The 25,632-nt window shown below is 49.2% G+C and carries 19 protein-coding genes; 5 read left to right on the forward strand and 14 right to left on the reverse strand.

Going from position 1 to position 25,632, the window contains the following annotated elements; translation table 11 throughout:
* Positions 1-312: 312 nt before the first annotated feature.
* Both WG89_RS06790 and glnE read right to left on the reverse strand, forming a co-directional pair.
* Positions 313-1,239 carry a branched-chain amino acid transaminase gene (locus WG89_RS06790; RefSeq protein WP_062263232.1) on the reverse strand — a complete coding sequence of 309 codons (927 nt, stop codon included), beginning with the start codon at positions 1,237-1,239 and terminating at the stop codon, positions 313-315.
* A gap of 529 nt (positions 1,240-1,768) precedes the next feature.
* A complete protein-coding gene (gene glnE, locus WG89_RS06795; RefSeq protein WP_062263237.1) occupies positions 1,769-4,699 on the reverse strand; it encodes a bifunctional [glutamate--ammonia ligase]-adenylyl-L-tyrosine phosphorylase/[glutamate--ammonia-ligase] adenylyltransferase in 2,931 nt (976 codons plus the stop codon).
* Positions 4,700-5,896: 1,197 nt separating this feature from the next.
* Here glnE and aceE point away from each other — a divergent pair.
* Both aceE and aceF read left to right on the forward strand, forming a co-directional pair.
* The gene (gene aceE / locus WG89_RS06800) at positions 5,897-8,554 is read left to right on the forward strand and encodes a pyruvate dehydrogenase (acetyl-transferring), homodimeric type (RefSeq protein WP_062263239.1); all 2,658 of its coding nucleotides are present in this window, start codon (positions 5,897-5,899) and stop codon (positions 8,552-8,554) included.
* Positions 8,555-8,628: 74 nt separating this feature from the next.
* Positions 8,629-10,572: a dihydrolipoyllysine-residue acetyltransferase gene (gene aceF, locus WG89_RS06805; RefSeq protein ID WP_062263242.1), complete on the forward strand. Its 1,944-nt coding sequence runs from the start codon at positions 8,629-8,631 to the stop codon at positions 10,570-10,572.
* 107 nt (positions 10,573-10,679) lie between these two features.
* Here the strand turns inward: aceF and WG89_RS06810 are convergent, their stop codons facing one another.
* From WG89_RS06810 to WG89_RS06840, 7 genes are all read right to left on the reverse strand, one after another.
* Positions 10,680-12,008, reverse strand: coding sequence for a pentapeptide repeat-containing protein (locus tag WG89_RS06810; RefSeq protein ID WP_062263245.1), 1,329 nt, complete (start codon positions 12,006-12,008; stop codon positions 10,680-10,682).
* Between the two features lie 42 nt (positions 12,009-12,050).
* A complete protein-coding gene (locus tag WG89_RS06815; RefSeq protein ID WP_062263248.1) occupies positions 12,051-13,664 on the reverse strand; it encodes an anthrax toxin-like adenylyl cyclase domain-containing protein in 1,614 nt (537 codons plus the stop codon).
* Positions 13,637-13,990: a hypothetical protein gene (locus WG89_RS06820; RefSeq protein WP_062263251.1), complete on the reverse strand. Its 354-nt coding sequence runs from the start codon at positions 13,988-13,990 to the stop codon at positions 13,637-13,639. Before WG89_RS06820 ends, WG89_RS06815 begins: the two co-directional genes overlap by 28 nt.
* An 82-nt stretch (positions 13,991-14,072) precedes the next feature.
* Positions 14,073-16,541, reverse strand: a complete 2,469-nt coding sequence (locus WG89_RS06825; protein ID WP_062263254.1) for a hypothetical protein — start codon at positions 16,539-16,541, stop codon at positions 14,073-14,075.
* Between the two features lie 61 nt (positions 16,542-16,602).
* A complete protein-coding gene (locus tag WG89_RS06830; protein WP_062263257.1) occupies positions 16,603-17,154 on the reverse strand; it encodes a YggT family protein in 552 nt (183 codons plus the stop codon).
* A 105-nt stretch (positions 17,155-17,259) separates the two neighbouring features.
* Positions 17,260-18,084, reverse strand: coding sequence for a pyrroline-5-carboxylate reductase (gene proC, locus WG89_RS06835; protein WP_062263262.1), 825 nt, complete (start codon positions 18,082-18,084; stop codon positions 17,260-17,262).
* 2 nt (positions 18,085-18,086) lie between these two features.
* The gene (locus WG89_RS06840; protein ID WP_062263265.1) at positions 18,087-18,788 is read right to left on the reverse strand and encodes a YggS family pyridoxal phosphate-dependent enzyme; all 702 of its coding nucleotides are present in this window, start codon (positions 18,786-18,788) and stop codon (positions 18,087-18,089) included.
* 105 nt (positions 18,789-18,893) lie between these two features.
* Between WG89_RS06840 and WG89_RS06845 the strand changes: the two genes are divergently transcribed.
* Genes WG89_RS06845 through WG89_RS06855 form a run of 3 tightly spaced genes read left to right on the forward strand, consistent with a single transcriptional unit; the run spans position 18,894 to position 21,384 of the window.
* The gene (locus WG89_RS06845; RefSeq protein WP_062263268.1) at positions 18,894-19,928 is read left to right on the forward strand and encodes a type IV pilus twitching motility protein PilT; all 1,035 of its coding nucleotides are present in this window, start codon (positions 18,894-18,896) and stop codon (positions 19,926-19,928) included.
* 26 nt (positions 19,929-19,954) lie between these two features.
* Complete coding sequence (locus WG89_RS06850; RefSeq protein ID WP_062263271.1) at positions 19,955-21,082, forward strand: PilT/PilU family type 4a pilus ATPase; 1,128 nt, start codon at positions 19,955-19,957, stop codon at positions 21,080-21,082.
* Between the two features lie 44 nt (positions 21,083-21,126).
* Positions 21,127-21,384, forward strand: a complete 258-nt coding sequence (locus tag WG89_RS06855; RefSeq protein WP_153301464.1) for an ExbD/TolR family protein — start codon at positions 21,127-21,129, stop codon at positions 21,382-21,384.
* A 76-nt stretch (positions 21,385-21,460) separates the two neighbouring features.
* On the opposite strand, the gene WG89_RS06860 is transcribed toward WG89_RS06855, so the two are convergent.
* The 5 genes from WG89_RS06860 to gshB all read right to left on the reverse strand — a co-directional run bounded on the left by WG89_RS06860 (position 21,461) and on the right by gshB (position 25,628).
* Positions 21,461-22,393, reverse strand: a complete 933-nt coding sequence (locus WG89_RS06860) for a hypothetical protein (RefSeq protein ID WP_172806731.1) — start codon at positions 22,391-22,393, stop codon at positions 21,461-21,463.
* Entirely contained in the window at positions 22,371-22,811 is a 441-nt protein-coding gene (gene ruvX, locus WG89_RS06865) for a Holliday junction resolvase RuvX (protein WP_062263280.1), read from the reverse strand. The genes WG89_RS06860 and ruvX overlap by 23 nt, the downstream gene beginning before the upstream one ends.
* Before the next feature lie 72 nt (positions 22,812-22,883).
* Positions 22,884-23,456 carry a YqgE/AlgH family protein gene (locus tag WG89_RS06870; protein WP_062263283.1) on the reverse strand — a complete coding sequence of 191 codons (573 nt, stop codon included), beginning with the start codon at positions 23,454-23,456 and terminating at the stop codon, positions 22,884-22,886.
* A gap of 62 nt (positions 23,457-23,518) precedes the next feature.
* A complete protein-coding gene (locus WG89_RS06875) occupies positions 23,519-24,385 on the reverse strand; it encodes an energy transducer TonB (protein WP_062263286.1) in 867 nt (288 codons plus the stop codon).
* Positions 24,386-24,677: 292 nt separating this feature from the next.
* Positions 24,678-25,628 carry a glutathione synthase gene (gene gshB, locus WG89_RS06880; RefSeq protein ID WP_062263289.1) on the reverse strand — a complete coding sequence of 317 codons (951 nt, stop codon included), beginning with the start codon at positions 25,626-25,628 and terminating at the stop codon, positions 24,678-24,680.
* Positions 25,629-25,632 lie beyond the last annotated feature (4 nt).

Consider the following 25,632-nt stretch of genomic DNA (forward strand, 5'->3'; position numbering starts at 1 on the left):
TTGGGCACGCTACCGCCCTCAGTGAGAGTAAACAATCACCGATGGCAGAATAAATGGACTGCAATGAGTCCTGTATCCATTCAGGCAAAAAGCCCCTGAGACCTTGAGGTTACAGGAGTATTCCTTGCCTCAAAGACCCCAGTAATTGCTCCTCGGCTCGGGCATCTTGCTTCGCTCTGACTCCTACGTCCTGTAGTCGTGCAATACTGGGATACATTACGTCCATGTAAATAAAAAGTGGCGCAGATTATACGCCACTTTTTTTATCAATAACTCAGTAATTGTTACACTTGAGTGAATAAACTCCGCGATTTACCTCACGTGAGCCAACCACTCTGGGTATTCTTCCCGCTTGCCGGTCACCTGGTCAAAGTACATGGTTTGTAACTTCTCGGTGATAGGTCCGCGCTGACCGCTGCCAATGATCCGGCCATCGTGCTCACGAATAGGCAGAACTTCGGCTGCCGTTCCGGTGAAGAAGGCTTCTTTGGCTATATAGACTTCGTCACGGGTGATGCGCTTTTCTCTCACTTCCAGACCCAGGTCTTGAGCGAAGCGGATAATGGTGTCACGGGTGATACCTTCCAGACAGGAAGTCAGCTCAGGTGTGTAGAGAATGCCATCTTCTTTAACAATAAAGACGTTCTCACCACTGCCTTCTGCAACGTAACCTTCGTTGTCCAGCAGCAGGGCTTCTTCACAACCGCTGTCCAGAGCTTCCCGCAGAGCCAGCATGGAATTCATATAGTTGCCATTGGCCTTGGCCTTGCACATGGTAATGTTGACATGATGGCGAGTGTAGGAAGAGGTGCGAATCTTGATGCCTTTTTCTTTGGCGTCAGGGTCCATGTAGGAAGGCCAGTCCCATGCAGCAATGATGCAGTGTACCTTCAGGCCTTCTGCACGCAACCCCATACCTTCGGAACCCAAAAAGCACATTGGGCGAAGGTAAGCGCTGTCCAGACCGTTTTCACGAACCACCATCTTCTGGGCTTCGATCAGTTCTTCCCGGGAATAGGGAATGGTCATTCCCAGAATGTGGGCGCTGCGAAACAGGCGATCTGTATGCTCTTCAAGACGGAAGATAGCAGGACCTGCATCCGTATTATAAGCACGGACCCCTTCAAAGACGCCCATGCCGTAATGCAGGGTGTGGGTCAGAACATGGGTTTGGGCTTCTCGCCATGGAACCAGCTTGCCATCAAACCAAATAACGCCATCTCTATCGGCGAAGGACATGCGAAAACTCCTGGTGCAATCCAGTTATTTTTACCATGAGCACTGCTGCGCTTTTCATTGTCGAAGGGATGCAGCCCTGTTTGCTCATGGCGGTATTGAGATCTAATTGAAGACCTGTTTTATTGTGAAAATACAGCTCGGTCAGACCCGGTAATCATTTTCATGTTCCGGAGTGAGCTGCGTGTCCGGTACATGGATGTTTATTGTGAAAATCATCTCATCCCCATCAGTGAACAATGATTTTCTTTGTTCATGTAGGCCTGGGCGCTAGTTCTAATAATGCCCATAAACAAGCCTGACTGATTTTCAGAAGTCAGTCATAGAGCATAGCCAATAGGGTGCTCCCGGACTTCAGGGATTTGATTGCGCAGCCGGGAGGGCCTCTGGCCCGACTGGCAGGCCGCAGTGGATAAGGCGGCCTTGATTCTGTCTGTGTTTCGGTTATTTGCAGGCAGATGGGTATTGGATCATACTTTTCTAATGATTCCAAACGGCTCCATGGGTATCTGTCTTAGGGGGGTTAAGGGGATTACTCCATCCATTGTTGCCACAGTACTTCTACATGCTGGATAAAAGGTTCAACCAGAGGTCTTTCCACAAAAGACTGCTCATTTTGCAGTGCTTTTGAATGAGCGGCCTTCCTCAATAACTTATAGGCCTCCCTCAAGTTATTCCCTTGCTCGTCCGTCAGATAACCCATCTTTTCCAGAGACTCAGATATCCGGATATTATCGGGGTATCTGGCCACTTCTATATGGTCATGGGCGTGCGCCAGCACTGCGTATTGCATAAGGAATTCAATATCGACAATACCACCCCGGTCGTGTTTCAGATGAAAGAGCGGGTTGCCCTGATCGTCCTGCTTGGTTTGTGTCAGGTGCGCTTGCATCTTCAGGCGCATATTGACCACGTCTTCTTTCAGTTTGACCGGGTCTCTTTTGATCGCGAGGATATTTTTTCGCAGTTCTTCAAATTGAGCGGTTAGCTGTTTGTCGCCTGCAACGGCTCTGGCACGAACCAGGGCCTGGTGTTCCCAGGTCCAGGCTTCATTGAGTTGATACTTCTCGAATGAGGCAAGAGAGCTCACCAGCATACCGGATGCACCAGAAGGCCTTAGTCGCATATCAACTTCATAGAGCCTGCCTGAAGGAGTATGGGTGGTGAGAATATGTATTATTCTCTGGCCAAGACGGGTATAGAAAGTTGAGCTTTCTATAGGGCGAGGGCCATCAGTTTCTTTGTTGCTGGCACCGTTGTGGACAAACACCAGGTCAAGGTCTGAGCCCGGGCTTAATTCAATGCCGCCCAGTTTGCCGTAGCCAATAACGGTAAAGCCCGGGTCGCAGAGTGATCCGTCTTCGCTCACAGGGTGACCATGACGCTCAATCATAGTCTTCCATGCCAATCCTACTACTTGATCCAGTAGCACCTCTGCTATCCATGTCAGGTAGTCACTCTCTTTCATGAGAGGTAATGTACCTGCAACTTGGGCTGCAGCGACTTTCAACAAGTGAGACATCTTGAAGTAACGAAGCGCCTCCATTTGGGCTTCCAGGTCGTCTTCAGGAATATGGGTTAGCTGTTGCCTGAGGTCATGTTCCAGCTCGGTTTTTTCAGGCGGGTTATATAGATCTCCGATATCGAGGAATTCATCAAGCAGAGCTGGGTGTCGGGCAATCTGATCGGCAATCCATGGGCTGGCAGTACAAAGTTTGGTCAAATGCTCCAGCGCCCCTGGATTTTCCATCAGTAGTACTAAATAGGCGGTTCGACGTAACACACCTTCTACTAAAGGAAGAATACGGGTCAGAGCCAGGTCTGGCTTTTCACTGTGGCCAATATGCTCTAACAGCAATGGAATAAAATTATCCAGCCTCTCCCTGCTTTGGCGGCGAATACGGGTAATGGCTTTGCCGTCTCTCAATGTGAGCAAGCGTCGCCGTGATTCTTCAGCTTTCTGGAAACCATTTTCCTGAAACTGCTTCAGCTCTTCCTCTTCAGTAAGGCTGCCCTGCCAGAAGAGTTTCCAGTGTTCCTGAATTTTGTGCTCTTGATCTTTGGGTTCTTCAGGGGCTGAAATCACTTGTTCAAAGTGATACATAACCCGCTGTCGATAGTGATCAAGGTCTGTCATCATTAAAGACCAGTCGTCATAGCCCATGCTGTAAGCGACTCGGTTCTGTTGTAACTCATCCACAGGAAGGTCCTGAGTCTGTCGATCTTGCAGTGCCTGAATAGCGTGCTCCACATTGCGTAAATAAACATACGCTTCATGCAGCTCATCGGTAACATCTTTTGGTAAGTAGTGAGGAGTGAGGCGGCCAAGAACTGTGAGCAGTGCTTTTTCCTGAAGGCTGCGGTCCCGACCACCATGGATCAGTTGGAAGGATTGAACAATAAACTCGATCTCCCGAATACCACCAGGGCCGAGTTTGATGTTGCTTTGCATGCCTTTGCGTTTTACTTCCCTTTGAATAAGAGTCTTCATATCTCTCAAGGCCGAAATGGCGCTGAAATCAATATACCTTCTATAGGTAAAGGGCCTCAGGATCTTAAGGAGGTTCTGACCTTCTGTGACGTCCCCGGCAATGGCCCTGGCCTTGATCATGGCGTAGCGCTCCCAGTCCCGTCCCTGATCCTGGTAGTACTGCTCCATAGCTGAAAAGCTCATGGCCAGCGCACCACTGGTTCCATACGGCCTCAGTCGCATATCTACTCTGAAAACGAAACCGTCTACCGTTTGGCTGTCCAGAACCTTTATCAGTCGTTGCCCAAGTCGGATGAAAAATTCCTGATTATCCAGGGTACGAGAGCCGCCTGTCGTTTCACCCTTGCAGGGATAGGTGAACATCAGATCAATGTCTGAGGATAGGTTGAGTTCATGGGCGCCCAGCTTACCCATTCCCAGTACGATCATTTTCTGGGGTTGAGGCGTTTCGCCGTACACCGATCCCATTGGTGTACCAAATGTTTTGCAGGCTTCGTCGTAGAGCCAGCTCAATGATTGATCGACACAAGCGTCTGCCATGGCTGAAAGATCAAGGGTGGTTTCCTGCATGGTGCACAGGCGGTTGAGATCCCGCCAGATGATTCTGACCATCTCCCGGTTTCTGTAGACCCGGAGCCGATGCATCAGGTCATTTTCGTTGAGAGCTACCTGTATCAGCTGGTGGAGGGCATTTTGATGACGGTTGGGTTTGGGAGTCAGTAATGAGTTTTGATTCTCGCTGAACTGGAAAACAAGATCCGGGTGTTTCAGGCATTGTTCAAATGCAAAGTCACTGCCTGCCCAGGTTTTGAAGAGTTGTGAGAGGAACTCTGGTGCCAATGTGTCAGGACTGTCTGTCAGATTGTTTGTCTGGCAGGTTTCCAGAAACTCATCCCACTGGCTGCTGGACAATTCTTTTAAAGGCTCAGGGCTTTTTTTTACCGATGCCGGGCATTGATCTGGCAACTCCATGAGTGGAAGCTCTCCATAGACGGGAACGTATATAGAGGATTAGTTTACCGTGAAAATGACCGCTTCCCTATAGCATGGATAGAGGTTCATGAAGGGGTGAGAGATATAGCCCTGTCTTGGGATTAACCGCAGAGCATCTAAGGTCATGATCAGCCAGATTTGGTGGGCGGGTTTTTCGTAGGGCTGAGATTTCTCAGGGCACAAACAGCATCATGCTTATATTTCTCAGAGTTATGTAAGGAAAGCGAAAATATTTCACCCGGTTCATGAGCGTTTCTTCTGATGAAAGAAGCAAATTGGGTGAAATTTTCCTGAAGGAGAGGCTATTTGGTCACTTGAAGGACAGTATTGGCTTTTTAAATAGGGGTTTTTAACTTTTGCTTTGGTAAAGTTATTAATCGAGGTAGGGTGAAAATTGCTGATGGGGTATGGGCTCGCAGTGATTTTTCTTGTTATTTGGTGGCTTCTCTATTCAGATTTCATTGGCATATGTGATTTTGTAGCATGTTTTGATATATTTTTGTAACTTTACTACACCTAAGTACTGGTACTCATTGCGGAATTTGCTTATCTTGTAGTTCAATTACAAAATTGATCGATATCAATTTTTTGAAGGTTTAAACTCTGTCTTCTTCTCGCCAGGTTTAAATTCCATCCGGGGTCGATCACCCGGCTGGAGGCCTGAAGGCGATGGTGGTCGAACATAAAGCTCAAACGGGCAAGGCAGATTTTTCATTGGATTTGTCTCAGGCTCCCAAGCCTGCCCCATTCAAATTCAGTGCAAAGAATGCCTGGCATTGATTCAGACTCCGGTCTGAAAAACGAGCTTCGAAAAGACCCCTCGATATAGAAAGGTTTTTGGTGAGCAATTTCACTCATCACCCTCCTGGGTGTGGAGTTTGGTTGAAGGCTCAGACAGTTAACATTGGATAACAGTTTGGCGCTAGAGGCTCTCGTCGTTTGATCATTGGTTTTCACTGGTGATAAGGACTGAAAAAAGCAGTCCATCAGAGGTAAGCCTCGACTATCCTGACAAACAGAATTTCACTGGCTGTTAATAGCCGCAGTGTGCTTTTGTCTGGGGAATCGAAATGGAAGGTTTCATTAGTCGGCAGGTGCCTGGCCAGGTTCCTGAACCCATTCAGCTAATGCTTCTTTTCGAACCGATCACAGCGCTCAATTCTCGGAGCAAACTATATGCACGACATCGATCCCATCGAAACCCAGGAGTGGCTGGAAGCCCTGGATTCCGTTCTGGAACAGGAAGGGGAAGACAGGGCACACTACCTGATGACCCGCCTTTCCCAGCATGCCAGGGCGAAAGGTACCCAGCTGCCCTATGCGATTACCACCCCTTATCGCAACACCATTCCGCCTGAAAAAGAAGCGAGAATGCCGGGTGACCTGTTCATGGAACGCAGAATCCGTTCCCTGGTTCGTTGGAACGCGCTGGCAATGGTAATGCGTGCCAACCAGAAAGACAGTTCTCTGGGTGGTCACATTTCATCTTTTGCCTCCAGTGCAACTCTGTATGACATTGGCTACAACTACTTCTTCCATGGTTATGATAATAACCGTGAAGGTGATCTGGTTTACTATCAGGGTCACACTGCTCCGGGTATCTACTCCCGTGCTTTCCTGGAAGGACGTCTGAGCGAAGATCAGCTGGATGGCTTCCGTCAGGAAGTGGATGGTCAGGGCCTTTCCTCATACCCTCACCCGCACCTGATGCCCGACTTCTGGCAGTTCCCGACTGTCTCCATGGGTCTGGGGCCTCTGCAGGCTATCTATCAGGCACGCTTCATGAAGTACCTGATCAACCGTGGTATGGCTCCAGAGCAGAACCGTAAGGTCTGGGCATTCCTGGGTGATGGTGAGATGGACGAGCCGGAATCCACAGGTGCTATTTCCCTGGCAGGTCGTGAAAATCTGGATAACCTTGTTTTTGTTGTTAACTGCAACCTTCAGCGTCTGGACGGACCGGTTCGTGGTAATGGCAAGATCATGCAGGAACTGGAAGGCGTTTTCCGTGGTGCCGGCTGGAACGTGATCAAGGTGACTTGGGGTCGCCATTGGGATCAGCTGTTTGCCCAGGATAAAGATGGCATGTTGCAGAAACTGATGGATGAAGCTGTTGATGGCGACTATCAGAACTGTAAAGCCAAGGGCGGAGCCTGGACTCGTGAGAACTTCTTCGGCCGTTATCCAGAAACCAAGAAAATGGTTGAGCACCTGTCCGATGACGACATCTGGCGCCTGAACCGTGGTGGTCACGACCCATACAAGGTCTACGCTGCTTATCATGCTGCAGTGAACCACACTGGTCAGCCAACTATTATTCTGGCCAAGACTGTTAAGGGTTACGGTACAGGTACTACCGGTGAAGCTTCCAACGTCAGCCATAACGTTAAGAAGCTGCCTATCGATGACCTGAAACAGTTCCGTGACCGTTTCGATCTGCCGATCAAAGATGAAGATCTTTCAACTCTGCCTTACTTCAAGCCAGCGGAAGACAGCCCGGAAATGGTTTACATGCGCAAGCATCGTGAAAAACTGGGTGGTTTCATTCCTCAGCGTCGTCAGCAGTCTGAAGTTCAGCTGGATATTCCTGATCTGAAGGTATTCGAGCCGGTTCTGAAAGGCAGCGGCGAGCGTGAAATCTCTACCACCATGGCGTATGTTCGTGTTCTGGCAGCCCTGGCTAAAGACAAGGCTATCGGTAAGCACATTGTGCCTATCATTCCTGATGAAGCCCGTACTTTTGGTATGGAAGGTATGTTCCGTCAGCTGGGTATTTACTCTGCTGAAGGTCAGATGTACGAGCCAGTAGACTCTGATCAGGTCATGTTCTACAAGGAATCCAAGCAAGGCCAGATTCTGGAAGAAGGTATTAACGAAGCCGGTGCTCATGCTGCCTGGATTGCTGCTGCAACTTCCTACAGTAACAACAACGTACCGATGATTCCGTTCTATGCCTTCTACTCTATGTTTGGTTTCCAGCGTACGGGTGATCTGGCTTGGGCTGCTGGTGATATCCAGGCTCGTGGCTTCCTGATTGGTGCTACTTCTGGTCGTACTTCCCTGAACGGTGAAGGTTTGCAGCATCAGGACGGTCACAGCCACATTCTGGCTTCCACTGTACCTAACTGCATCAGTTACGATCCAACCTATGGCTACGAACTGGCCGTGATTGTTCAGGACGGTCTGCGTCGTATGTACGGCGAGAATGAGAGTGTCTGGTACTACATCACTACCATGAACGATAGCTACAAGATGCCAGCCATGCCAGAAGGCGACGATGTCGTTGAAGGCATTGTGAAGGGTCTGTACTGCTTCGAAGAAAACTCCAAGAATGAAGGCCTGAAAGTCCAGCTGATGGGCTGTGGCACCATCATGGAAGAAGTTCGTGCAGCGGCCGACATCCTGCGTAGTGACTTCAATATTGAGTCGGATATCTGGAGTGCAACCAGCTTCAACGAACTGCGTCGTGACGGCATGTCTGCTGCGCGTCATAACATGTTGAATCCTGAAGCTGAGAAGCAGGTATGCTGGGTTGAAGAGAAGCTGGCAGGCCGCAAGGGGCCAGTCGTTGCTGCTTCTGACTACATGAAAATTTACGCTGATCAGATTCGTGACTTTGTACCGGCTACCTTTGTAACTCTGGGTACTGATGGTTTCGGTCGTTCCGATACCCGCGCGAAGCTGCGTGAGTTCTTCGAAGTAGATCGTTACTTTGTAGTAGTGGCTGCTCTTTATTGCCTGGTTAAGGATGGTGAGCTGGAAGTGTCTGTACTGAAAGACGCTCTGAAGAAGTTCAACATCGATGGCGAAAAAGCAAACCCACTGTACTGCTGATTTTATGCAGTCCGGCATCATGATGGGCTCAATGGAGCATCTGATGCCGGATTTCATGCTGAAAGGTATCCCGAATGAGCGATGAAATTATTAAGATCCCGGACATCGGCAGTGGCAGTGCAGAAGTTATTGAAATCTGCGTTGCTCCCGGTGATTCCGTTTCTGCCGACGACTCCCTGATTGTTCTGGAGTCCGACAAGGCATCCATGGAAGTGCCAGCGCCTCGTGACGGCAAGATCACTGAGATCCTGCTGAATGTAGGCGACAGTGTGTCGGAAGGTGATGACATGCTGAAAATGGCTGCAGCTGGAGCTGCTGCAGAAGCCGCTCCATCCCCTGCTGCACAGCCAGAGCCGACTCCTGCACCTGCAGCACCAGCTCCTGCCCCTGCAGCGGCGGCAGCCAGCAGTGTTCAGGACGTTCTGATTCCAGACATCGGTGCTGAAAATGTACCTGTGATCGAAATCTGTGTAGCCGTGGGTGACGAGATTTCTGAAGAAGACTCTCTGGTGGTTCTGGAATCCGACAAAGCCACCATGGAAGTTCCTTCACCTTTCTCTGGCGTAGTCAAAGAGATCTGCGTGAAAGAAGGTGACGAAATGAGTCAGGGCGATCTGGTGGTGAAAGTTGAGACCACTGGTGGTGCTGCAGCACCTGCTCCTCAGGCTCCAGCGCCTCAAGCTGCAGCTCCGGCTCCAGCGGCTGCACCTGCTCCGGCAGCAGCACCTGTTGCGGGTGGTGTTCAGGAAGTAACGGTTCCTGATATTGGTGCAGAAGACGTACCTGTCATTGAAATCTGTGTAGCGGTGGGTGACGAAGTTGCTGAAGAAGATTCCCTGATTGTTCTGGAATCTGACAAGGCGACCATGGAAGTGCCTTCACCATTTGCAGGTGTTGTGAAAGAGATCTGCGTAAAAGAAGGTGACAAGCTGAGTCAGGGCAACCTGATCGTCAAGGTTGAGACCAAAGGCGGAGCAGTAGCTCCTGCACCGGCTGCACCCGCACCTCAGGCTTCTGCTCCGGCAGCTCCAGCACCTGCAGCTGCCAAGGCACCTGCGCCAGCAGCACCGGCTTCTTCCCAGAAGCTGGTTGAGCTGGAAAAAGCCAATCGCAATTTCCACGCGGGTCCAGCGGTTCGCAGACTGGCTCGTGAGTTTGGCGTTAATCTGGAACTGGTGAAAGGCACAGGTCCTCGCAGCCGTATCCTGAAAGAAGACGTTCAGGCGTTTGTGAAAGCCAAACTGGCTGAAGCCAGCAAGCCTCAAGCAGCTACTGGCGGTGCTGGTATTCCTCCGGTACCTGGTCAGGATTACGCCAAATGGGGTGAGATTGAAGAAGTAGCCCTGAACCGTCTGCGTAAAGTAGCGGCTCAGAACTTCCAGCGTTCCTGGTTGAATGTTCCTCACGTAACCCAGTTTGATGAAGCGGATATCACCGAACTGGAAGCATTCCGTAAGGCTAACAAGGCGCTGGCGGAAGCCCAGGGCACCAAGCTGACACCATTGCCATTCTTCCTGAAGGCTGTGGCTTATGTACTGAAAGAGATGCCAGTATTCTGTTCTTCCCTGAGCGAAGACGGCGAATCTGTTATCTACAAGAAGTACATCAACATTGGTGTTGCAGTAGATACTCCAGACGGTCTGCTGGTACCTGTCATCAAGAATGTTGACCAGAAAGGCATCTGGGATCTGTCCAGAGAGTGCATTGAACTGGCTGGCAAGGCCCGCGACAAGAAGCTGAAGCCTGCAGAAATGCAGGGTGGCTGCTTCACCATCTCCAGCCTTGGTTCTGTAGGTGGTACTGCCTTCACCCCAATCGTGAATGCGCCTGAAGTGGCTATTCTGGGTATCTCCAAGGCCGCCATGAAACCTGTATGGAACGGTAAGGACTTTGATGCACGTCTGATGTGCCCACTGTCTCTGTCCTACGACCACCGTGTGGTCAATGGTGCTGACGCAGCTCGCTTCACCACCATGCTGGGTAATCTGTTGGCAGACATTCGTCGTCTGCTGCTGTAATGCCAACACTCCGGTGAATAAAAAAGCCCGCTACTGCTTTGCAGTGACGGGCTTTTTTTATGACCATGGATGGTCTGTATCCTGAAAATGCATAGAGCCTTTCAGAGTTATATGCCTTTATTACCTGTTTTCTGCCTGACATGCGCTAGAAGTTGGGAAGGAAAATGGCAGCCGCTAAAGGTGTTGCCAGAAAACGACGAACTGTAGCCTAACCTGGATGTTTCCATCCCTTTGTTATTGGAGAATGTGCAGCCTTCAATCATTGAGCGCTCGCCGACTTTCAGGCTAAGATGCTGACAGTCTTTGAAGGTGCAGTCCTTCGCAATGTAGTGATAACCATGCAGTTTTACGTCACAGTTTTCGAAACGGCAGTGGTACATTTTACCCACAGGGTCCTGCATGCTGACATCACCTCGACTTACACCCAAGTGAAGCTTCATGTTTCTAAGAGTCAGGGTGTTTACTCCACCGATATCTGTAGGCAATACAACCGAGTCATACTTGACGCTATCCAGAGTTGCTCCCGCTAAGGTGTGCCCTAAAGCTAATTGATTGATTCTGGTTTTGGTCATTTGAGCATGTGAGAAGTTTGCTGTACCGACATCTATACCTCGAATATCACTGTCTTTAACAACTGCAGCTTTTAGATCTGTATGGCTGTCTACTTTACACCCATAGGCAACACAATCAGACATTCTGGCATCACTCATCTTTGTATGAGTCAGCCTGCAGTCACCCAGTGTCAGATTATCAGCTATGAGACCTCGCATATCGGCACTGTCGAAGTTACAGCGGGTGAATGCGGCATCTCCCATTCTTGTTTGGTTGAGTGCTGCATGACTGAAATTACACTCTTCGAAGATGACATCTGTCAGATCCAGGCCACTTAGGTCAGCGCCTGAAAAATCAACATGCTTAAGTACGATGGGTAAATTCACTTTTCCAGAGTCGTCAGCGAAAAAGCTGCTTAATTTCGTGTTTTCAGGGAAGTCTGTAGATAACCTTAAGCCACTCATATCCAGTACATTCTGACTGCCAGTCAGCATCTGCTGCACTTTAGGGTTGTTTTGCCATTGTTTTAGAGAGGTCCCAAGCTGTTCGGCTGATAGAGCTTTGGCTTCAAATTTTGGGGTATAAAGGTGATGTCTGGCAGCCCACTTTTTCAGACTGATCAGTAACTTTTGGAGTCTGGGAAAGCGGGAAACTTTAGCTTCTACAACGTCTCGTTCTGCTAAAGGTTTTGAAGGCGTTTGAGTATCCTCAGATCTCTGATCTGGAATCTTTTTTTCTACATCTGCAGTCTTGACCTGCATACCGCTCATTTGACCCACTTTGTCGCTGGGTGCCTGTACAGTAGAGCCGGATTTGGGAGAAAAGGTGACATGATCATTCTGTGGGCGCTGGTCTGGTGGTCTTGGCCCTGTTGAGTTTGTCATGAAGAATCCTCCCTGAATTTTTCTTTATTTTCGCAATTCAATTTATTCGTCACTTATTTCCTGGCCGGACAACCCGGATGATCTGAGGTTTCTCCTGGCTCTGAGCTTTTCCCCTGTTAAATCATTTTGTAATTCTTCAGGCTCTTTGTCTGAAAGGTATCCCGGGTCGTCTTCTTCACTGATGCTGTCTAGAGAAGGACGATGCTTTGCGCTCCGCAGGGGAAGGGTGGAGAAAGTGAAGTCTTCATCTTCGCTCTCTAAACTGATGGCCGAATCGGAACTTCGAAGATCGTCGTCACTGTCAACGTCGATTGCAGAGTCAGAGCTGCCAAGGTCATCTTCGCTGTCAAAACTGGATGCAGAGAGCTTACGCATAGCCAGTTCAATCTCTGTCTGTTGTGTGGCAGAAGCTTGCAGGAGGAAGTCCATAACTTCCTCTTCCAGCTCACTCCCTGCATCTAAAGAGTCTGTATCCCAGTACTTCTCGATATCCGATACCAGTCTTTGGTCTTTTAGCTGTTGAGAGGATTTTGCCGCTTCAAGCTGATGGAGAGCCTGACTGAATGAAGGCCGTCGAGCTTTTGTTTTTCCCCATAGAAGATTTTTTTCTGGCTCGTAACCCACTTCCATAAGTTGGAACATGACGTCCAGAAGTTGCTGTTCGGTAAAAATCATGCAGATACCATCATGCATGCCCATGCTCTCAGGAAAGAACGCTGTTACGGGATAATTGGCTGACTCATCCGTAGCCAGGCTGTGGGCATCCACATTATGGTGTACGACATCTTCCTCGGTATTCAGTTCTTTTTTGTAGTGAGAAACCATTTCCCGGGTTCTCAGGGTGACATTACCCATCTGAGGATCTTCTTTCTCGTAACTTTTACCGTCTTCAGTTGTTCCGATGAAGAAGTCTTTGAGCAGTTCTTTTTCCAGATCGTGGTAATAACTAAGTTTCGCTACAAATTGTTCGGCATTGAGGGTGCCATCCAGAAACTGGGATTTAAGACGGTCTTTGTAGGCTTCTACCTGTTTTCGTACGACAGCATCAGAGATAAGAGGCAGTGGAAGCTTGTCGTGCCCTCCCAGATCGAGCTCTGATAGCGGAAAAGCCTCCAGTAATGGGTCAACATCAGCGGTGTAAGGTAGCGCTTTTGCTCCTTCTTTTTCCGCGGGTTTAGCTAATACCTCGATTGCATTCTTCTTGTCAGGCCCTTCATAAATAGCCCACTCTCCATCTTCTTCCAACCAGGCTTCCTGAACCTGGATTTTGCCTTTAGGGTTGATGCATTCGAACGTTTTGAAGCGAAGAGCCAGCAGTTTTCCCTGATCATCCCTCATTTCCTCGCGATCAAAAACGTACCCCAGTGTTTCAAGTTCTTCGATGCGTTCAAGGTCCAGCTTGAGGGGAATACTCATGGCGACTTTCCGACCGTCTTTCCAGGTACTCTCCAGGCATTTCTTGCTTGACTCATTCAGGCTGGCCACCTTCTTTGGGTTGGAAGCCTTTTTGCTGTATTTCTGGTCGGTAGGAATAGTGCCGGCCTGCAGTCCACTGTTGGCACTTTTGGTTTTGATCATATAGTTTTTGGTAGGCCAGTTTCTGGCAATAAGAGACTTGCTGACAGGCTCTACGAAACGGCTGAAAGTTTGGAGCACGAATCCATAAACTTCATTAGAAAGCTTCGGGGAAGACCCTGTTTTGGATGGGCATTGACCATTTCCAAACCCACAACCATGGTGGGTTCTGGTTCAGTAAAGCCTTCAAGGTCAAGGAGTTTGCCTGTAGCAACTTCGGGTTTAATTGCGTACTGATCCAGCCCTTTAACGTCCAGATCTCCTGAATAGCCAGGAATACTCTTGTGGCCGATACCTGTCTGGACCGGTTTGAATTGATAGGAGCCAGATAGTTTCTCTGGTGGAGCCCCTTCAGGGGATCGACTGCTATCAGGCGTAATACCGTTTTTGCCTGAACCTATTTTCATGATGTCAGACTCCTTTGTGGTGACCTTCCCTTGTTATCGCAAACATCTCATCACTGCAGATGACGACTCATTCTTCTTCAGCTTATGGCTGGTTATTGTTTTTCATGGTTTTTGACTTTTTATCGGCGTATTCAAGAATCTGATGTCTGATTTTGAGTAAGTCCTGATCCGAAAGCGTTTTCTCCGCCACTTTCCACTGCTCAGGGATTCTCTTGGCAATTTGATTCAGTAGTGCTTTTGCTTTTTCATCCTGGCTGGCTTCTGCTTCCAGCCACTGTACCCAGCGTAAGTCGATGACGGCTTCCTGGAGGTCTATCAAGCGTTTGTGAATGGTCATGGTGGATGGGCAGCTGCCAGCCCAGGGATACATATAGATGACATCGCCCTCACGGCCATCAGTAGGATCAAAGGGGTCTGCAGTGGGCATACGACCATGCCATTGCAGGTAGCCGTCGGCACCGGACTTCCATAAATAAAGCCCTGCAGCCAGTCGGGGGTTGGGCATGTTATAGAGCCAGACATTCCGGTTGTCTTGCATGGCACTAATGGCGTCTTTACCAACACCAAAGCCGTGGTTAATGATGGCCAGATCTGTGGATTCAACCAGATCGAACTGTCTTGGGTTATTCAGGTGTCCAGCGGTTCTCATGTCCAGGGTCTGGCTGTGAATGTGTTTGGCGACATTGAGGATTTCAGGTTTTTTCTCGGGTACCGGTTCGTCATAAATGGACCAGTAAGGTTCTGGTAGCTGACTTTGAGCCAGCAGCATTTTGATTTGTACCAGAGATTTGATGGCTTCTTCCTGAGATTGAGCAACCAGTAAACGCTTGAGTGGAGCGTAAGCCAGCACAGATTGATTGAAACCAAAGCGTCTGAGTTGGGCCAGTTGTCGGACGAAACTTTTTCTGGAAGCTCGGGTATTGGGTGTATCCAGGGCCGGAGCCACATTGGTAAAGCCCATAGTGGCCAGTAATGACAGATCGCATGCGGTGGAAAAGGGCTTCCAGCGCTGCAGTGATTCAAACCAATGATAAAAAGGAGCAGGTTCAAGGTACAAGCCTACAGGCTTATTGAGTCTGGGTAGGGTGTATGGAAGTACTTTGATGGTGTAATCCAGAACTCTCAGTGCTGACTTGCTCAATAGCTGGATACTGCCCGAGTAAAGTCCGGGTTCCGCATCGGAAGGAATACTGATCTGAAGATGGATATTTCGAGGGAGTTTTGATGACAGAGAAAGGTTTGTCATATCTCCTCTAAGTAAACTGTCACTGGCAATAAGTGCGCTGGCATTAGGCTTTGGGCGCTCGAMCCGCCAATGGCCATAACGCTTTATGACATTAAGTTTTTTACCATTGTCTTTTCTGGGTTGGGCAACGGCAATGATGGGTGAAGCATCATCAGCCGGGCTTTGAATCTGAAAAGTCAGGTTAATCTGGGCGCCTCTCATGCCAAGATAGCTGTTGGCTGATTCATTGGGCTGGTAGGGGGCTTCTGAAATATCTTTGAATTCCAGAGCTTTCGGAGCTTGGTATTCAGGCACTGTAACAGGCCATTGGGAGAGCATTCTGGCCTTTCTGTTCTCTTCCACTGCTTCTGCAAACTTGCCATCTACAGGCTCCAGCACCAGACCTGATAGATACTGAGCCGTCTTGTCGCCCTCAAGGAACAGGTTGAGTTGTTCATCAGAGATCTTGATAGTGGTCTGTAGAAAACCGCTTCTTCTTTCTCCAACCAAAGTCCAGAGATCACCATCAATAACCGCTTCTTTTTTCATCCCCGCAAGATAGCGATCACTGACCCACTGTTCGGGTGAGAAGTTCTGGTCGATCAGTGTGCTGTTTTCAGCCATGACCTTCTTTTTCAAAGGATGGGGCAGATATTCCCACTCTCCCTGTTCCTGAGTCCAAAGGCTGAGTTTCCAGGTGCCGTTGGGCCAGGGCAGAGTCACACTCTGGATGCCTTCGAAGCCGTCTTGAATGAGAGGATCTCCCGAAGGACGGTTGCGTGGGCGTAAATCCCCTTTTATGCGTCGATCCTTGGGGAGGATTAATTCAAATCCGGGAAAGATTGGGCTGTCGATCAAGCCGAAATCCAAAGCCAGAACATTTTCAACCTGTGCCGGGGGTTGTTTGAAAAGTGCTTTATGCAGGACAACACCGTCTGAATTGCCGGCAATAAACACAATCATTTTGGTATAAGGCTGTGGGAGAGGCTTCTTGTCAGAGGCCTTGAGAGCAGTAACAGGGATTGAGAGGGAGAATGGTCCGGGCTGAATGCTGAACTCACGGTTGAAACGGGTTCTGTAACTGCTGGAGTCGTCATTATCGATTCGAATAATGAGTATCAGCGCAGAGTCAGACTGATTGGTGCCTTCTATATGAAGCTCTTGACCGGCTTCCAGAATCAGTTCATCAAATTCATATTTAAAAGACAACTCCGTGTCTTCATCAATCAGCGACTGATCTGAAAAAACAGAAGGATTAAATACGAGAAAAAGAAAAGCCAGAAAACAGCGTGACAGGCTACTGCAGAATCGAGCATCCGGTGCCATGGAGATTCCCTGAAAAACATTAGAGGTTATACAGGAAAACTATAGCACCGGAGTTGAGCAATCAGAGAGCGGCAATAAAGTTCTTAAGGGTGATGATCACCAGAACCAGCACCATCAGGGAAAAATCAAGACCTCCCAGAGGGGGGATTACTTTTCTGATACGGCTGCTTAAAGGCTCGGTCAGCTGGTGCAGAAGCATCAAGCCGGGGTTGTAACTGCCCGGTGCAACCCAGCTGGCAATAGCAATAATGATAAGGCTGAACATATAGATGTTCAGAACTTCATTCACCAGCTCCTTGAGGCTGACAATCAATACCTGGGGGAAAGGAATAGCCCCGGCAGAAAAACCTTGAACCATGAAAAGGACATAGACCAGGGCTATTTGCAAGATCAGCGCCAATACCAGGGACGCTATGTCCAGACCACCCACGCCGGGAATCACCTTTCTGAGCGGATTCAATAATGGCGAGGTCACTTTTACTATGGCCTGGGAAATAGGGTTATAAAAGTCTGCCTTAACCAGCTGAAGCAGGAAACGCAGCAGTACCGCCATGATGTACAAACCACCCAGGGTTTGAATCAGAAAGACGAGGCTGGAGGAGAGAGCTGACATAGAAATCCTTCGTGTTTAAACAGCCATTAGCGTTAAATATAAGTTGTCCCGACCAGTTTACTATGAAACCTCCTGATGCGGGAAATACAGCCATCAGGCGTGCAGTCAGTCAGCCAGCTGCTCTGCCAGCTCAGCGCCCCGGTTTTTTGCTGCCTCCACTGCTTTATAAACGACTTCTTCAAAACCTTCCTGTCTGAAGGTTTTTAGCGCCTGCTCTGTAGTACCTCCGGGTGAGGTGACTCGTCTACGCAATTCGGCAGCATCAACATCACTCTGTACAGCCATATTTGCAGCTCCCAGAGCGGTTTGCAACGAAAAGCGCTCTGCGGTTTCAGGGTCCAGGCCCAGTTTTACACCGGCTTCTGCCATGGCTTCCATAAACAGGAAAAAGTAAGCGGGTCCAGAGCCTGAAATGGCGGTGATGGTATCGATCTGCTCTTCCCTCTCCAGCCACTGGAGAATGCCAATAGGTTCAAAGATTCCGTTAGCAATGGCTTTCAGTTCATCATTGACCCGATCGTTGGCATAGAGACCTGTTGCTCCGCAATGCAACAGTGATGGCGTGTTGGGCATGCTGCGGACAATAGGCAAGCCTCCACCACTCCAGGCATCCAGGCTTTCCAGGCGGATACCTGCAGCCACGGAAATAATGAAGGGCTGTTGCTTCTGAAGAACAGGAGCCAGCTCTGTCAAAACGGCTCTCATCATCTGAGGCTTTACCGCCAGTACCACAATATCAGCATTTTCTGCAGCTTCGAGATTGCTGGTGGAAGCGTGAATGCCCAGTTCATCCGTACGCGTTTTGGCGCTCTCTTGCGTTCGGCAGGAAGCAAAAATCCTGTCTGTTGGCCAGCCATGCTCAATCAGTCCTCCAATAATACTGGAGGCCATATTACCGGCACCAATGAAGGCAATATTTTTATCAGTCATTCCTATTTCCTTGATGAGTAATCACGAGCTCCAAACAAAGCCGTGCCAATACGAACCATAGTGGCGCCTTCGGCAACAGCTGCTTCCAGGTCTCCGGTCATACCCATGGACAATGTATCCATATCTAGATGGTGTTCACGGTTAAGGGATTCAAGGGTATCTGCCAGCTTTTTGAAGGGGGCGCGTTGTTTTTCAGGATCCGATTCTGGAGCAGGTATGGCCATCAGCCCACGAAGCTTCAGCTTTGGCAGTTGAGAGATGGCCACAACCAGTTCAGGTAGCTCTTTCAGGTTGGCTCCGGATTTGCTTTCTTCATTACTGATGTTCGCTTGAATACAGATATTCAGTGGCGGCAAATCGTCAGGCCGTTGGTCATTCAGACGTTTGGCAATTTTGAACCTTTCGACACTGTGCACCCATTGAAAGTGGCTGGCAATGTCACGGGTTTTGTTGGACTGGATGGGACCAATAAAATGCCAGACCAGTCCATCCAGCTTTTTCAGCTCGGTAATTTTATCCGCAGCTTCCTGAAGATAATTCTCACCAAAGTCTCTCTGCCCCAGCTGCCATAGCTCGGAAATCATCGAGGCGGGTTTGGTTTTGCTGACCGCCAGAAGTTTAACCTGGCCTTCCCGGCCACTGGCTTGCTCAGCTTCATGAATTCTTTCAAAAACCTGATCAAATTGACTTTTTAATAAGGTCATCAGCCTGTACAGTAGTGCGTTAATAAGTAGAAACCGATATTTCGGTCGAAAATAAGAAGATGTCCCGGTCTATTTTACCTGCGTCCGGGTTTCAGGGGGAAATTCATGGACATAACCGAACTGCTGGCCTTCAGTTACAAGCAAGGCGCTTCGGATCTTCACATCTCTGCCGGTCTGCCACCCATGATACGTATCGACGGGGACATTCGCCGGATCAACCTGCCTCCCATGGATCACAAGCAAGTACACGGCTTGATCTATGACATCATGAACGACAAACAGCGCAAGGACTACGAAGAAAAGCTGGAAACTGACTTTTCTTTTGAAGTGCCCGGGGTGGCTCGTTTTCGTGTTAACGCCTTCAATCAGAGCCGGGGGTCCGGTGCTGTCTTTCGTACCATTCCCAGCAAAGTGCTCTCTATGGAAGACCTTGGGATGGGGCAGGTGTTTAAGGACATTGCCATGAAGCCTCGTGGGCTGGTCCTGGTCACTGGGCCAACCGGTTCCGGTAAAAGTACCAGTTTGGCTGCCATGATGGATTTCATCAATGACACCAAGTATGAACATATCCTGACCATCGAGGATCCTATTGAATTTGTTCACACTTCGAAAAAGTGTCTGGTTAACCAGCGAGAAGTGCACAGGGATACCCATAGCTTCAGTGATGCGCTGCGTTCTGCGCTTCGTGAAGACCCCGACATTATCCTCGTAGGTGAGATGCGAGACCTTGAAACCATTCGTCTGGCTCTTACAGCTGCAGAAACGGGTCACCTTGTTTTCGGTACGCTGCACACTACCTCAGCGGCAAAGACCATTGACCGTGTGGTGGATGTGTTCCCCGGAGCGGAGAAGGCCATGGTTCGTTCCATGCTTTCAGAGTCGCTGCAGGCAGTAATTTCACAGACTCTGCTTAAGAAAAATGGTGGGGGACGTGTGGCGGCTCATGAAATCATGATAGGCACATCCGCCATTCGTAACCTGATCCGCGAAGACAAGATCGCCCAGATGTATTCTGCGATCCAGACGGGTGGTTCTTTGGGCATGCAGACGCTTGATCAATGCCTTCACGACCTGGTGAGAAAAGGTGTGGTTGCCAAGGAAGTAGCCCAGGAAAAAGCCAGGGATCCGGATAATTTCTAAGGTCATGACAGAGCAGAGATAGAACTATGGATATCAACCGCTTACTGAAAGTCATGGTCGACAAGAAGGCTTCTGACCTCTTTATTACCGCAGGCTTTCCTCCCAGCTTCAAGATCAATGGCAGAGTAGTTCCTGTCAGCAAAGAGCCTCTGACACCTGCTATGACCCGGGACATCGTTTACGGGGTCATGGATGAAGATCAGAAGGCTGAGTTTGATCGTGAGCACGAATGCAACTTTGCGATTTCAGCTTCCCGAGTCGGTCGTTTCCGTGTCAGTGCTTTTTACCAGCGTAATCTGGCGGGCATGGTATTGCGACGGATCGAGACTGAGATTCCGACTCTGGATCAGCTTAAGCTGCCAAGGGTCATCAAAGACTTGTCCATGACTAAACGTGGGCTGGTTATTTTTGTGGGTGCCACCGGTGCAGGTAAGTCGACTTCTCTGGCTGCAATGATAGGTCATCGAAACGAGCATGCTTCTGGTCATATCATCAGTATTGAAGACCCCATTGAATTTATTCACCAGCATCGGAACTCAATCGTCACCCAGCGAGAAGTGGGTATCGATACTGAGTCGTATGGTGTTGCCCTTAAGAATACTCTACGACAGGCTCCCGACGTTATTATGATCGGTGAGATTCGAACCCGGGAAACCATGGAATATGCCATGGCATTTGCTGAGACAGGTCACCTCTGTCTGGCAACACTGCATGCCAATAATGCCAACCAGGCTCTGGAGCGAATTATTCATTTCTTCCCGGCCGATCGTCATGCCCAGATCTGGATGGATCTTTCCCTGAACCTGAAAGGCATTGTGGCCCAGCAGCTGGTCAGAACCCGTGAAGGGAAAGGTCGACGTGCTGCTGTTGAGATTTTGCTCACTACGCCTTTTATTCAGGATGTTATCCGCAATGGCGATGTTCACGAATTGAAGGAAATCATGAGAAAGTCCCGCGAACTGGGTATGCAAACCTTCGATCAGGCATTGTTTGATTTATACAACAGTGGCGAAATAACTTATGAAGAAGCGCTGACCCATGCAGATTCTCCAAACGACCTTCGCTTGCTGATCAAGCTGGGATCAGAAGCTGACGGTGAGCACCTGACCGAGATGGCAGACAAGCTGAGCCTTCAGCATGAGGAAGTTTACTAAATTGGTGTTATCGCAAAATTATGAACAAATTGATGGTTTTCATCATGCTTTTATCGACAATGCTGGTTGGTTGCGGAACTAGCGATAATGTTGTCATAACAGTATTGCCGGAAGGTAACTTTATTGAAGATAAAGAGATGGCCAGTATTGCTGGCTATCTCAGAGGCACTCCTGAGCTAACCGAAAAAAAGGTGGTGATTCTGGCAGACCTTGATGCACCAGCAACACAGATCATTGAGGTGATTAAGGAAATTAATGAACTGGGCATTAAGGATGTATCTATATCCACTCTTCATGAGTGAAAATATCGAAGGCAGTCTTGCTCCATTTGAGTGAGACCGCCTTGCCTCAAACCGTACTTTCACACCTTTTTCTATCTCAGGGCTCTGATGATTCCTGCACTGAAGGGATAATATCCCCGAGGCACTGGTCAATATAATCCTGCTGAAGGGTTTTCAGGTTTTCTTTTGTGATGATATCAGTGTGGGTGTCCGCTTTGGTGAGGCGGTTCAGGCAGCGCTCCTGCTCTGTATCCGTTTCGCGCTTTTCCCTGGGGTACAGAAGGATGCTTACCAACTCTTTATTGCCTTTCGTGTCTACCTGCTCCACATAACTGCCTATACAGCAAAGAGCGCAATCAGAAAGACCTTTGGTCACCTTTTCGGCATAGCTGGCATCCATCCCGTAACCGATAAGAGCACTGGCTGTTATTTTGCGTCTGACTTCGAACTTTTGTGGAGAGATAATCGACAATTGCTCGATACTGCCAAAGCAGCGATCGCCGCCTTCCACAAACAGAGTCTGGGTTAGCTTGTTGTTATTGGGAACCTGCTTCTGAAGAGAGATGCCGTCTACCAGAAAGGCATGGCTGAATGTGCCACTGCCACCGTAACTGGCGACATAACTCATGAGAACCTGCTGATTTTCCATTTGCCCAATGAGTTTATAGCCTGCGTAGGTGGGTAAGCCTGTTTCACTGTTGTCTTTGGGTTGGTCGTTTTTCTTGAAAACGGCCTGCCAGGGGGCTGGTTCTTTAAAAGGGTACTTGATGTATTTATTCAGGCAGTCATCCAGATTGATGGTTTTCTGGTTGGATGACTGGGCCGATTTTCCCAGACTGGCGAAAGGTTCAAAGCAGAGAGGGTGAATGATATCCCTCTCTTTTGCCTGCACTTCCGGGGAAAGAATGCCCAGAGCAGTAATGAGCAGCCATGAGCGGCAGAAACAATCTTGCATTACTTTAAGTGATGAAAGATTTTTCATAGAAAGCAGAGTAGAAAAAGCGTAGCTAGAGTACCGGGTTGTTCTCATCGTTCATCCAGCCTTCCAGTATGATTTGTGCTGCCATACCATCGACCGGATTGGAGCCATAGTGTCCACTATGTCCCAGTTTATTGGCCCAGTCTTTGGCTTCAAAAGAGCTTAGACGCTCATCAGCTTCATAGAAAGGCAAGTTGTAACGGCCATGGAGGCGTTTACCAAATTTGCGAGCCCTCATGGACATCTGGGATTCAGTACCGTCCATATTCAGTGGAATGCCTACCACCACAGCATCGGGTTTCCATTCTTCTATAAGAGCCGAGACGTCATCCCAATTAGGAATACCATCCTTAGCCTTGAAAGAAGGCAAAGCGGTTGCAGTGCGGGTAATTGCCTGACCTACTGCCACACCAATATTACGAGTGCCAAAGTCAAAGCCCATTACCGTGTTCAGTTTTTTCTCAGTCATACTTTCTTTCTGTCACCCGAAGTCCTGCAGGCAATATTCCTGGTCAGTCTTCAGATAGATATCTTTGCAGAGTTATGCGTGCCCAACCTGATCCGAGAGCATACGAAGATCTACACCCAATGATTCAGCGGCTGCATCCAGCCGACCTTGGAAAGGAGTCTCGAAGATGATTTGCTGGTTTGCCTGACAGGTCAGCCAGGCATTGTCGGACAGCTCTTTTTCAAGCTGACCGCTGCCCCAGCCAGCATAGCCCAGCGCCACCAGAGAGTCATCCGGGCCTTCATCTCTGGCCATGGCCAGCAGTATATCTTTTGACGTGGTCAGTTGCAGACCCCGACCGATATTCAGGCTGGATTCCCATAAAGTGCTGCCAGAGTGCAATACGAAACCTCTTTCAACCGCCACAGGCCCTCCAGCGTAAACCGCATCCGGGCTTAGAAAACATTCGTCAGCTTCTTCAATCCCGACCTGGCTGAAGATCTCTCCCAGCGTCAGATCGGTAGGGCGATTGACCACTATGCCCAGAGCGCCTCCTGGGCTGTGTTCGCACACCAGGGTCAGTGTTCCAGCAAAAGAGGGATCGGCCATGCGGGGCATAGCAATCAGGAAATGATTCTTGAGGCTCTGGAAGGTTTCACTGCTCATAGAGGGAGTATCGGGGCAAACTGCCCCGATAGCAAACGAATAACCGTATTTCGATGAGAGCTCTACTGGCTGAAGAGTCTGTCGCCTTTCTCAAAGCGCCAGGTACGAATGATTTCCACCATATCGTAATCTCTCAGATCATCTGTAAAGGGGGCATAGGGAGCTGCGAGTCTCACAATTCGGATGGCGGCATCATCCAGAACGTTATAACCAGAGGACTTCAAAATCTCTACATTAGAAAGGGTGCCGTCACGATTGATGGCCACCATCAGACGCAGCTCTCCATAAAGCTTTTGCTGGCGAGCCTGGGCAGGGTAGTTCAGGTTACCGATACGCTCGACTTTTTGTCGCCAGGCATTTTTATAAGCCGCACCGGGCTCAAGCATAGTGGACGCAGCGGTCAGTCTTTTGACGCGAGGACGCTTGGCATATTCCTGACGCTGATCGCTGAGCTGAGCCTCAAGGCTGGCTATCTCCTGGCGCAGGTCAATGTGTTGGCGAGGTTCTGCTTTATTGGGTTGATCAGGAGTGGGCTGGTCAATCACTTCACTGTCCTGAACTTTCTTGTCACTTTCTGCCCGGGTGACTACCTGAGGTGTCTTCTTCGCCTGGGTTTTAGGTGCAGCGGCTTCCTGGGGCTGAAGTTCAACCTCATTAATCTTGTTGTCCTGAATGTCGGCCTTACGATCAGTGGTAGGGGTGGCTTTCTTTTCCAGAGTACCACTGCCCTGCTGGTTGAGCTGGGCAAGAAAGTCAGCATCTTCAGGCTTTTTCTGACTTTTGTAGGTAGCCAGAGTCACTTCAAGTGTTTTGGGTGGTGGGGCCTTGTCTTCAAGTCCAAAAGACAGACCGAGCACAATCACGGCATGAACTGCAGCGGCCATGAACAGGGTAAAGCCTAAACGGTCGGCGGATGAAACGGTCGTCATTGACGGAGCGGGCCTCTTGAATACTGCATCCTGGATCTTATTGTTGATCTCCCTGGAGGCTGGAAGGTCGATCTCGATACCATACCAGCTATCTGAGCATTGTCATCAATGAACATAGGGCACGCAAGTACTGCTTGCATGATTTGGGAACTTATTTCCAGTGTTAAACAGTCATGAGTTCAAAAATCATTCTGTTCTTCAGGAGGAAGTGATTTTCAACGTAACGGGACCATTTATTTTTACAACAACCCCTCCCGTATTAACCGCTGGAAGGAGTTGTTGTGATTGATCATCAGATTGACAGTTTTTCTTCAATCTTGTCCATCAACATCTCCCCAATGCTGATACCGAACTGGTCATCCAGCTGTCGTATACAGGTGGGAGAGGTGACATTGATCTCGGTAAGGTATTCACCAATCACGTCGAGCCCTACAAACAGCAAACCTTTTTCTTTCAGGACAGGTGCTACCTGTTCGGCAATCCAGTAATCCTTTTCAGTCAGTTCCTGACCTACACCGCTTCCACCTGCGGCCAGGTTACCACGTAGCTCACCTTCAGCAGGGATTCGTGCCAGAGCGTAAGGCACAGGTTCACCATCAATCAGCAGAATGCGTTTGTCACCGGCTTTGATCTCGGGAATGTACTTCTGGATCATGGCTTGTTGCTGACCGTGCTGGGTCAGGGTTTCAACAATAACACTAAAGTTCTGGTCGCCCGGGTGGGTTCTGAAGATAGAAGAGCCGCCCATGCCATCAAGGGGCTTGAGTACAACATCGCCGTGCTTTTCAGCAAACGCTTTCAAATGTCTGGCGCTGCGAGCCACCATAACGGGAGGAGTACACTGCGGGAACAGCGTTGCAAACATTTTCTCGTTACAGTCACGAATACTCTTAGGCTTGTTCACCACCAGTGTTCCGGCTGCTTCTGCCTGCTCAAGAAGATAAGTGCTGTAAATGAATTCCATGTCAAAGGGCGGGTCTTTGCGCATCAGAATGACGTTCAGAGAGCTAAGAGGTTGCTCTTCCCGCTCGCCGAGGGAGTAAAAATCTTCCGGATTGTAGCGAGCCTGCAAAGGACGCATGCTGCCATAGGCGACACCTTCAGACTGATACAGGTCTTCCTGCAGCATGTAGAACAGCTCCCAGCCTTTTTTCTGGGCGGCTACCAGCATCGCCAGTGTACTGTCCTTTTTGTATTCAATGGACTCAATAGGGTCCATCACGACGCCAAGTTTAATAGTCATTGCA

Source organism: Endozoicomonas arenosclerae (assembly GCF_001562015.1).
Lineage (GTDB): Bacteria > Pseudomonadota > Gammaproteobacteria > Pseudomonadales > Endozoicomonadaceae > Endozoicomonas_A > Endozoicomonas_A arenosclerae.

What these genes read in the sequence shown, in the direction of transcription:
- aceF (WP_062263242.1), top strand. Translation starts at nt 8,629, where the DNA reads ATGAGCGATGAAATTATTAAGATCCCGGACATCGGCAGTGGCAGTGCA.
- WG89_RS06810 (WP_062263245.1), bottom strand. Translation starts at nt 12,008, where the DNA reads ATGACAAACTCAACAGGGCCAAGACCACCAGACCAGCGCCCACAGAAT.
- WG89_RS06875 (WP_062263286.1), bottom strand. Translation starts at nt 24,385, where the DNA reads ATGACGACCGTTTCATCCGCCGACCGTTTAGGCTTTACCCTGTTCATG.
- WG89_RS06870 (WP_062263283.1), bottom strand. Translation starts at nt 23,456, where the DNA reads ATGAGCAGTGAAACCTTCCAGAGCCTCAAGAATCATTTCCTGATTGCT.
- WG89_RS06860 (WP_172806731.1), bottom strand. Translation starts at nt 22,393, where the DNA reads ATGAGAACAACCCGGTACTCTAGCTACGCTTTTTCTACTCTGCTTTCT.
- WG89_RS06855 (WP_153301464.1), top strand. Translation starts at nt 21,127, where the DNA reads ATGCTTTTATCGACAATGCTGGTTGGTTGCGGAACTAGCGATAATGTT.
- WG89_RS06850 (WP_062263271.1), top strand. Translation starts at nt 19,955, where the DNA reads ATGGATATCAACCGCTTACTGAAAGTCATGGTCGACAAGAAGGCTTCT.
- WG89_RS06820 (WP_062263251.1), bottom strand. Translation starts at nt 13,990, where the DNA reads ATGAAAATAGGTTCAGGCAAAAACGGTATTACGCCTGATAGCAGTCGA.
- WG89_RS06845 (WP_062263268.1), top strand. Translation starts at nt 18,894, where the DNA reads ATGGACATAACCGAACTGCTGGCCTTCAGTTACAAGCAAGGCGCTTCG.
- gshB (WP_062263289.1), bottom strand. Translation starts at nt 25,628, where the DNA reads ATGACTATTAAACTTGGCGTCGTGATGGACCCTATTGAGTCCATTGAA.
- proC (WP_062263262.1), bottom strand. Translation starts at nt 18,084, where the DNA reads ATGACTGATAAAAATATTGCCTTCATTGGTGCCGGTAATATGGCCTCC.
- WG89_RS06790 (WP_062263232.1), bottom strand. Translation starts at nt 1,239, where the DNA reads ATGTCCTTCGCCGATAGAGATGGCGTTATTTGGTTTGATGGCAAGCTG.
- WG89_RS06840 (WP_062263265.1), bottom strand. Translation starts at nt 18,788, where the DNA reads ATGACCTTATTAAAAAGTCAATTTGATCAGGTTTTTGAAAGAATTCAT.
- aceE (WP_062263239.1), top strand. Translation starts at nt 5,897, where the DNA reads ATGCACGACATCGATCCCATCGAAACCCAGGAGTGGCTGGAAGCCCTG.
- glnE (WP_062263237.1), bottom strand. Translation starts at nt 4,699, where the DNA reads ATGGAGTTGCCAGATCAATGCCCGGCATCGGTAAAAAAAAGCCCTGAG.
- ruvX (WP_062263280.1), bottom strand. Translation starts at nt 22,811, where the DNA reads ATGACTGAGAAAAAACTGAACACGGTAATGGGCTTTGACTTTGGCACT.
- WG89_RS06830 (WP_062263257.1), bottom strand. Translation starts at nt 17,154, where the DNA reads ATGTCAGCTCTCTCCTCCAGCCTCGTCTTTCTGATTCAAACCCTGGGT.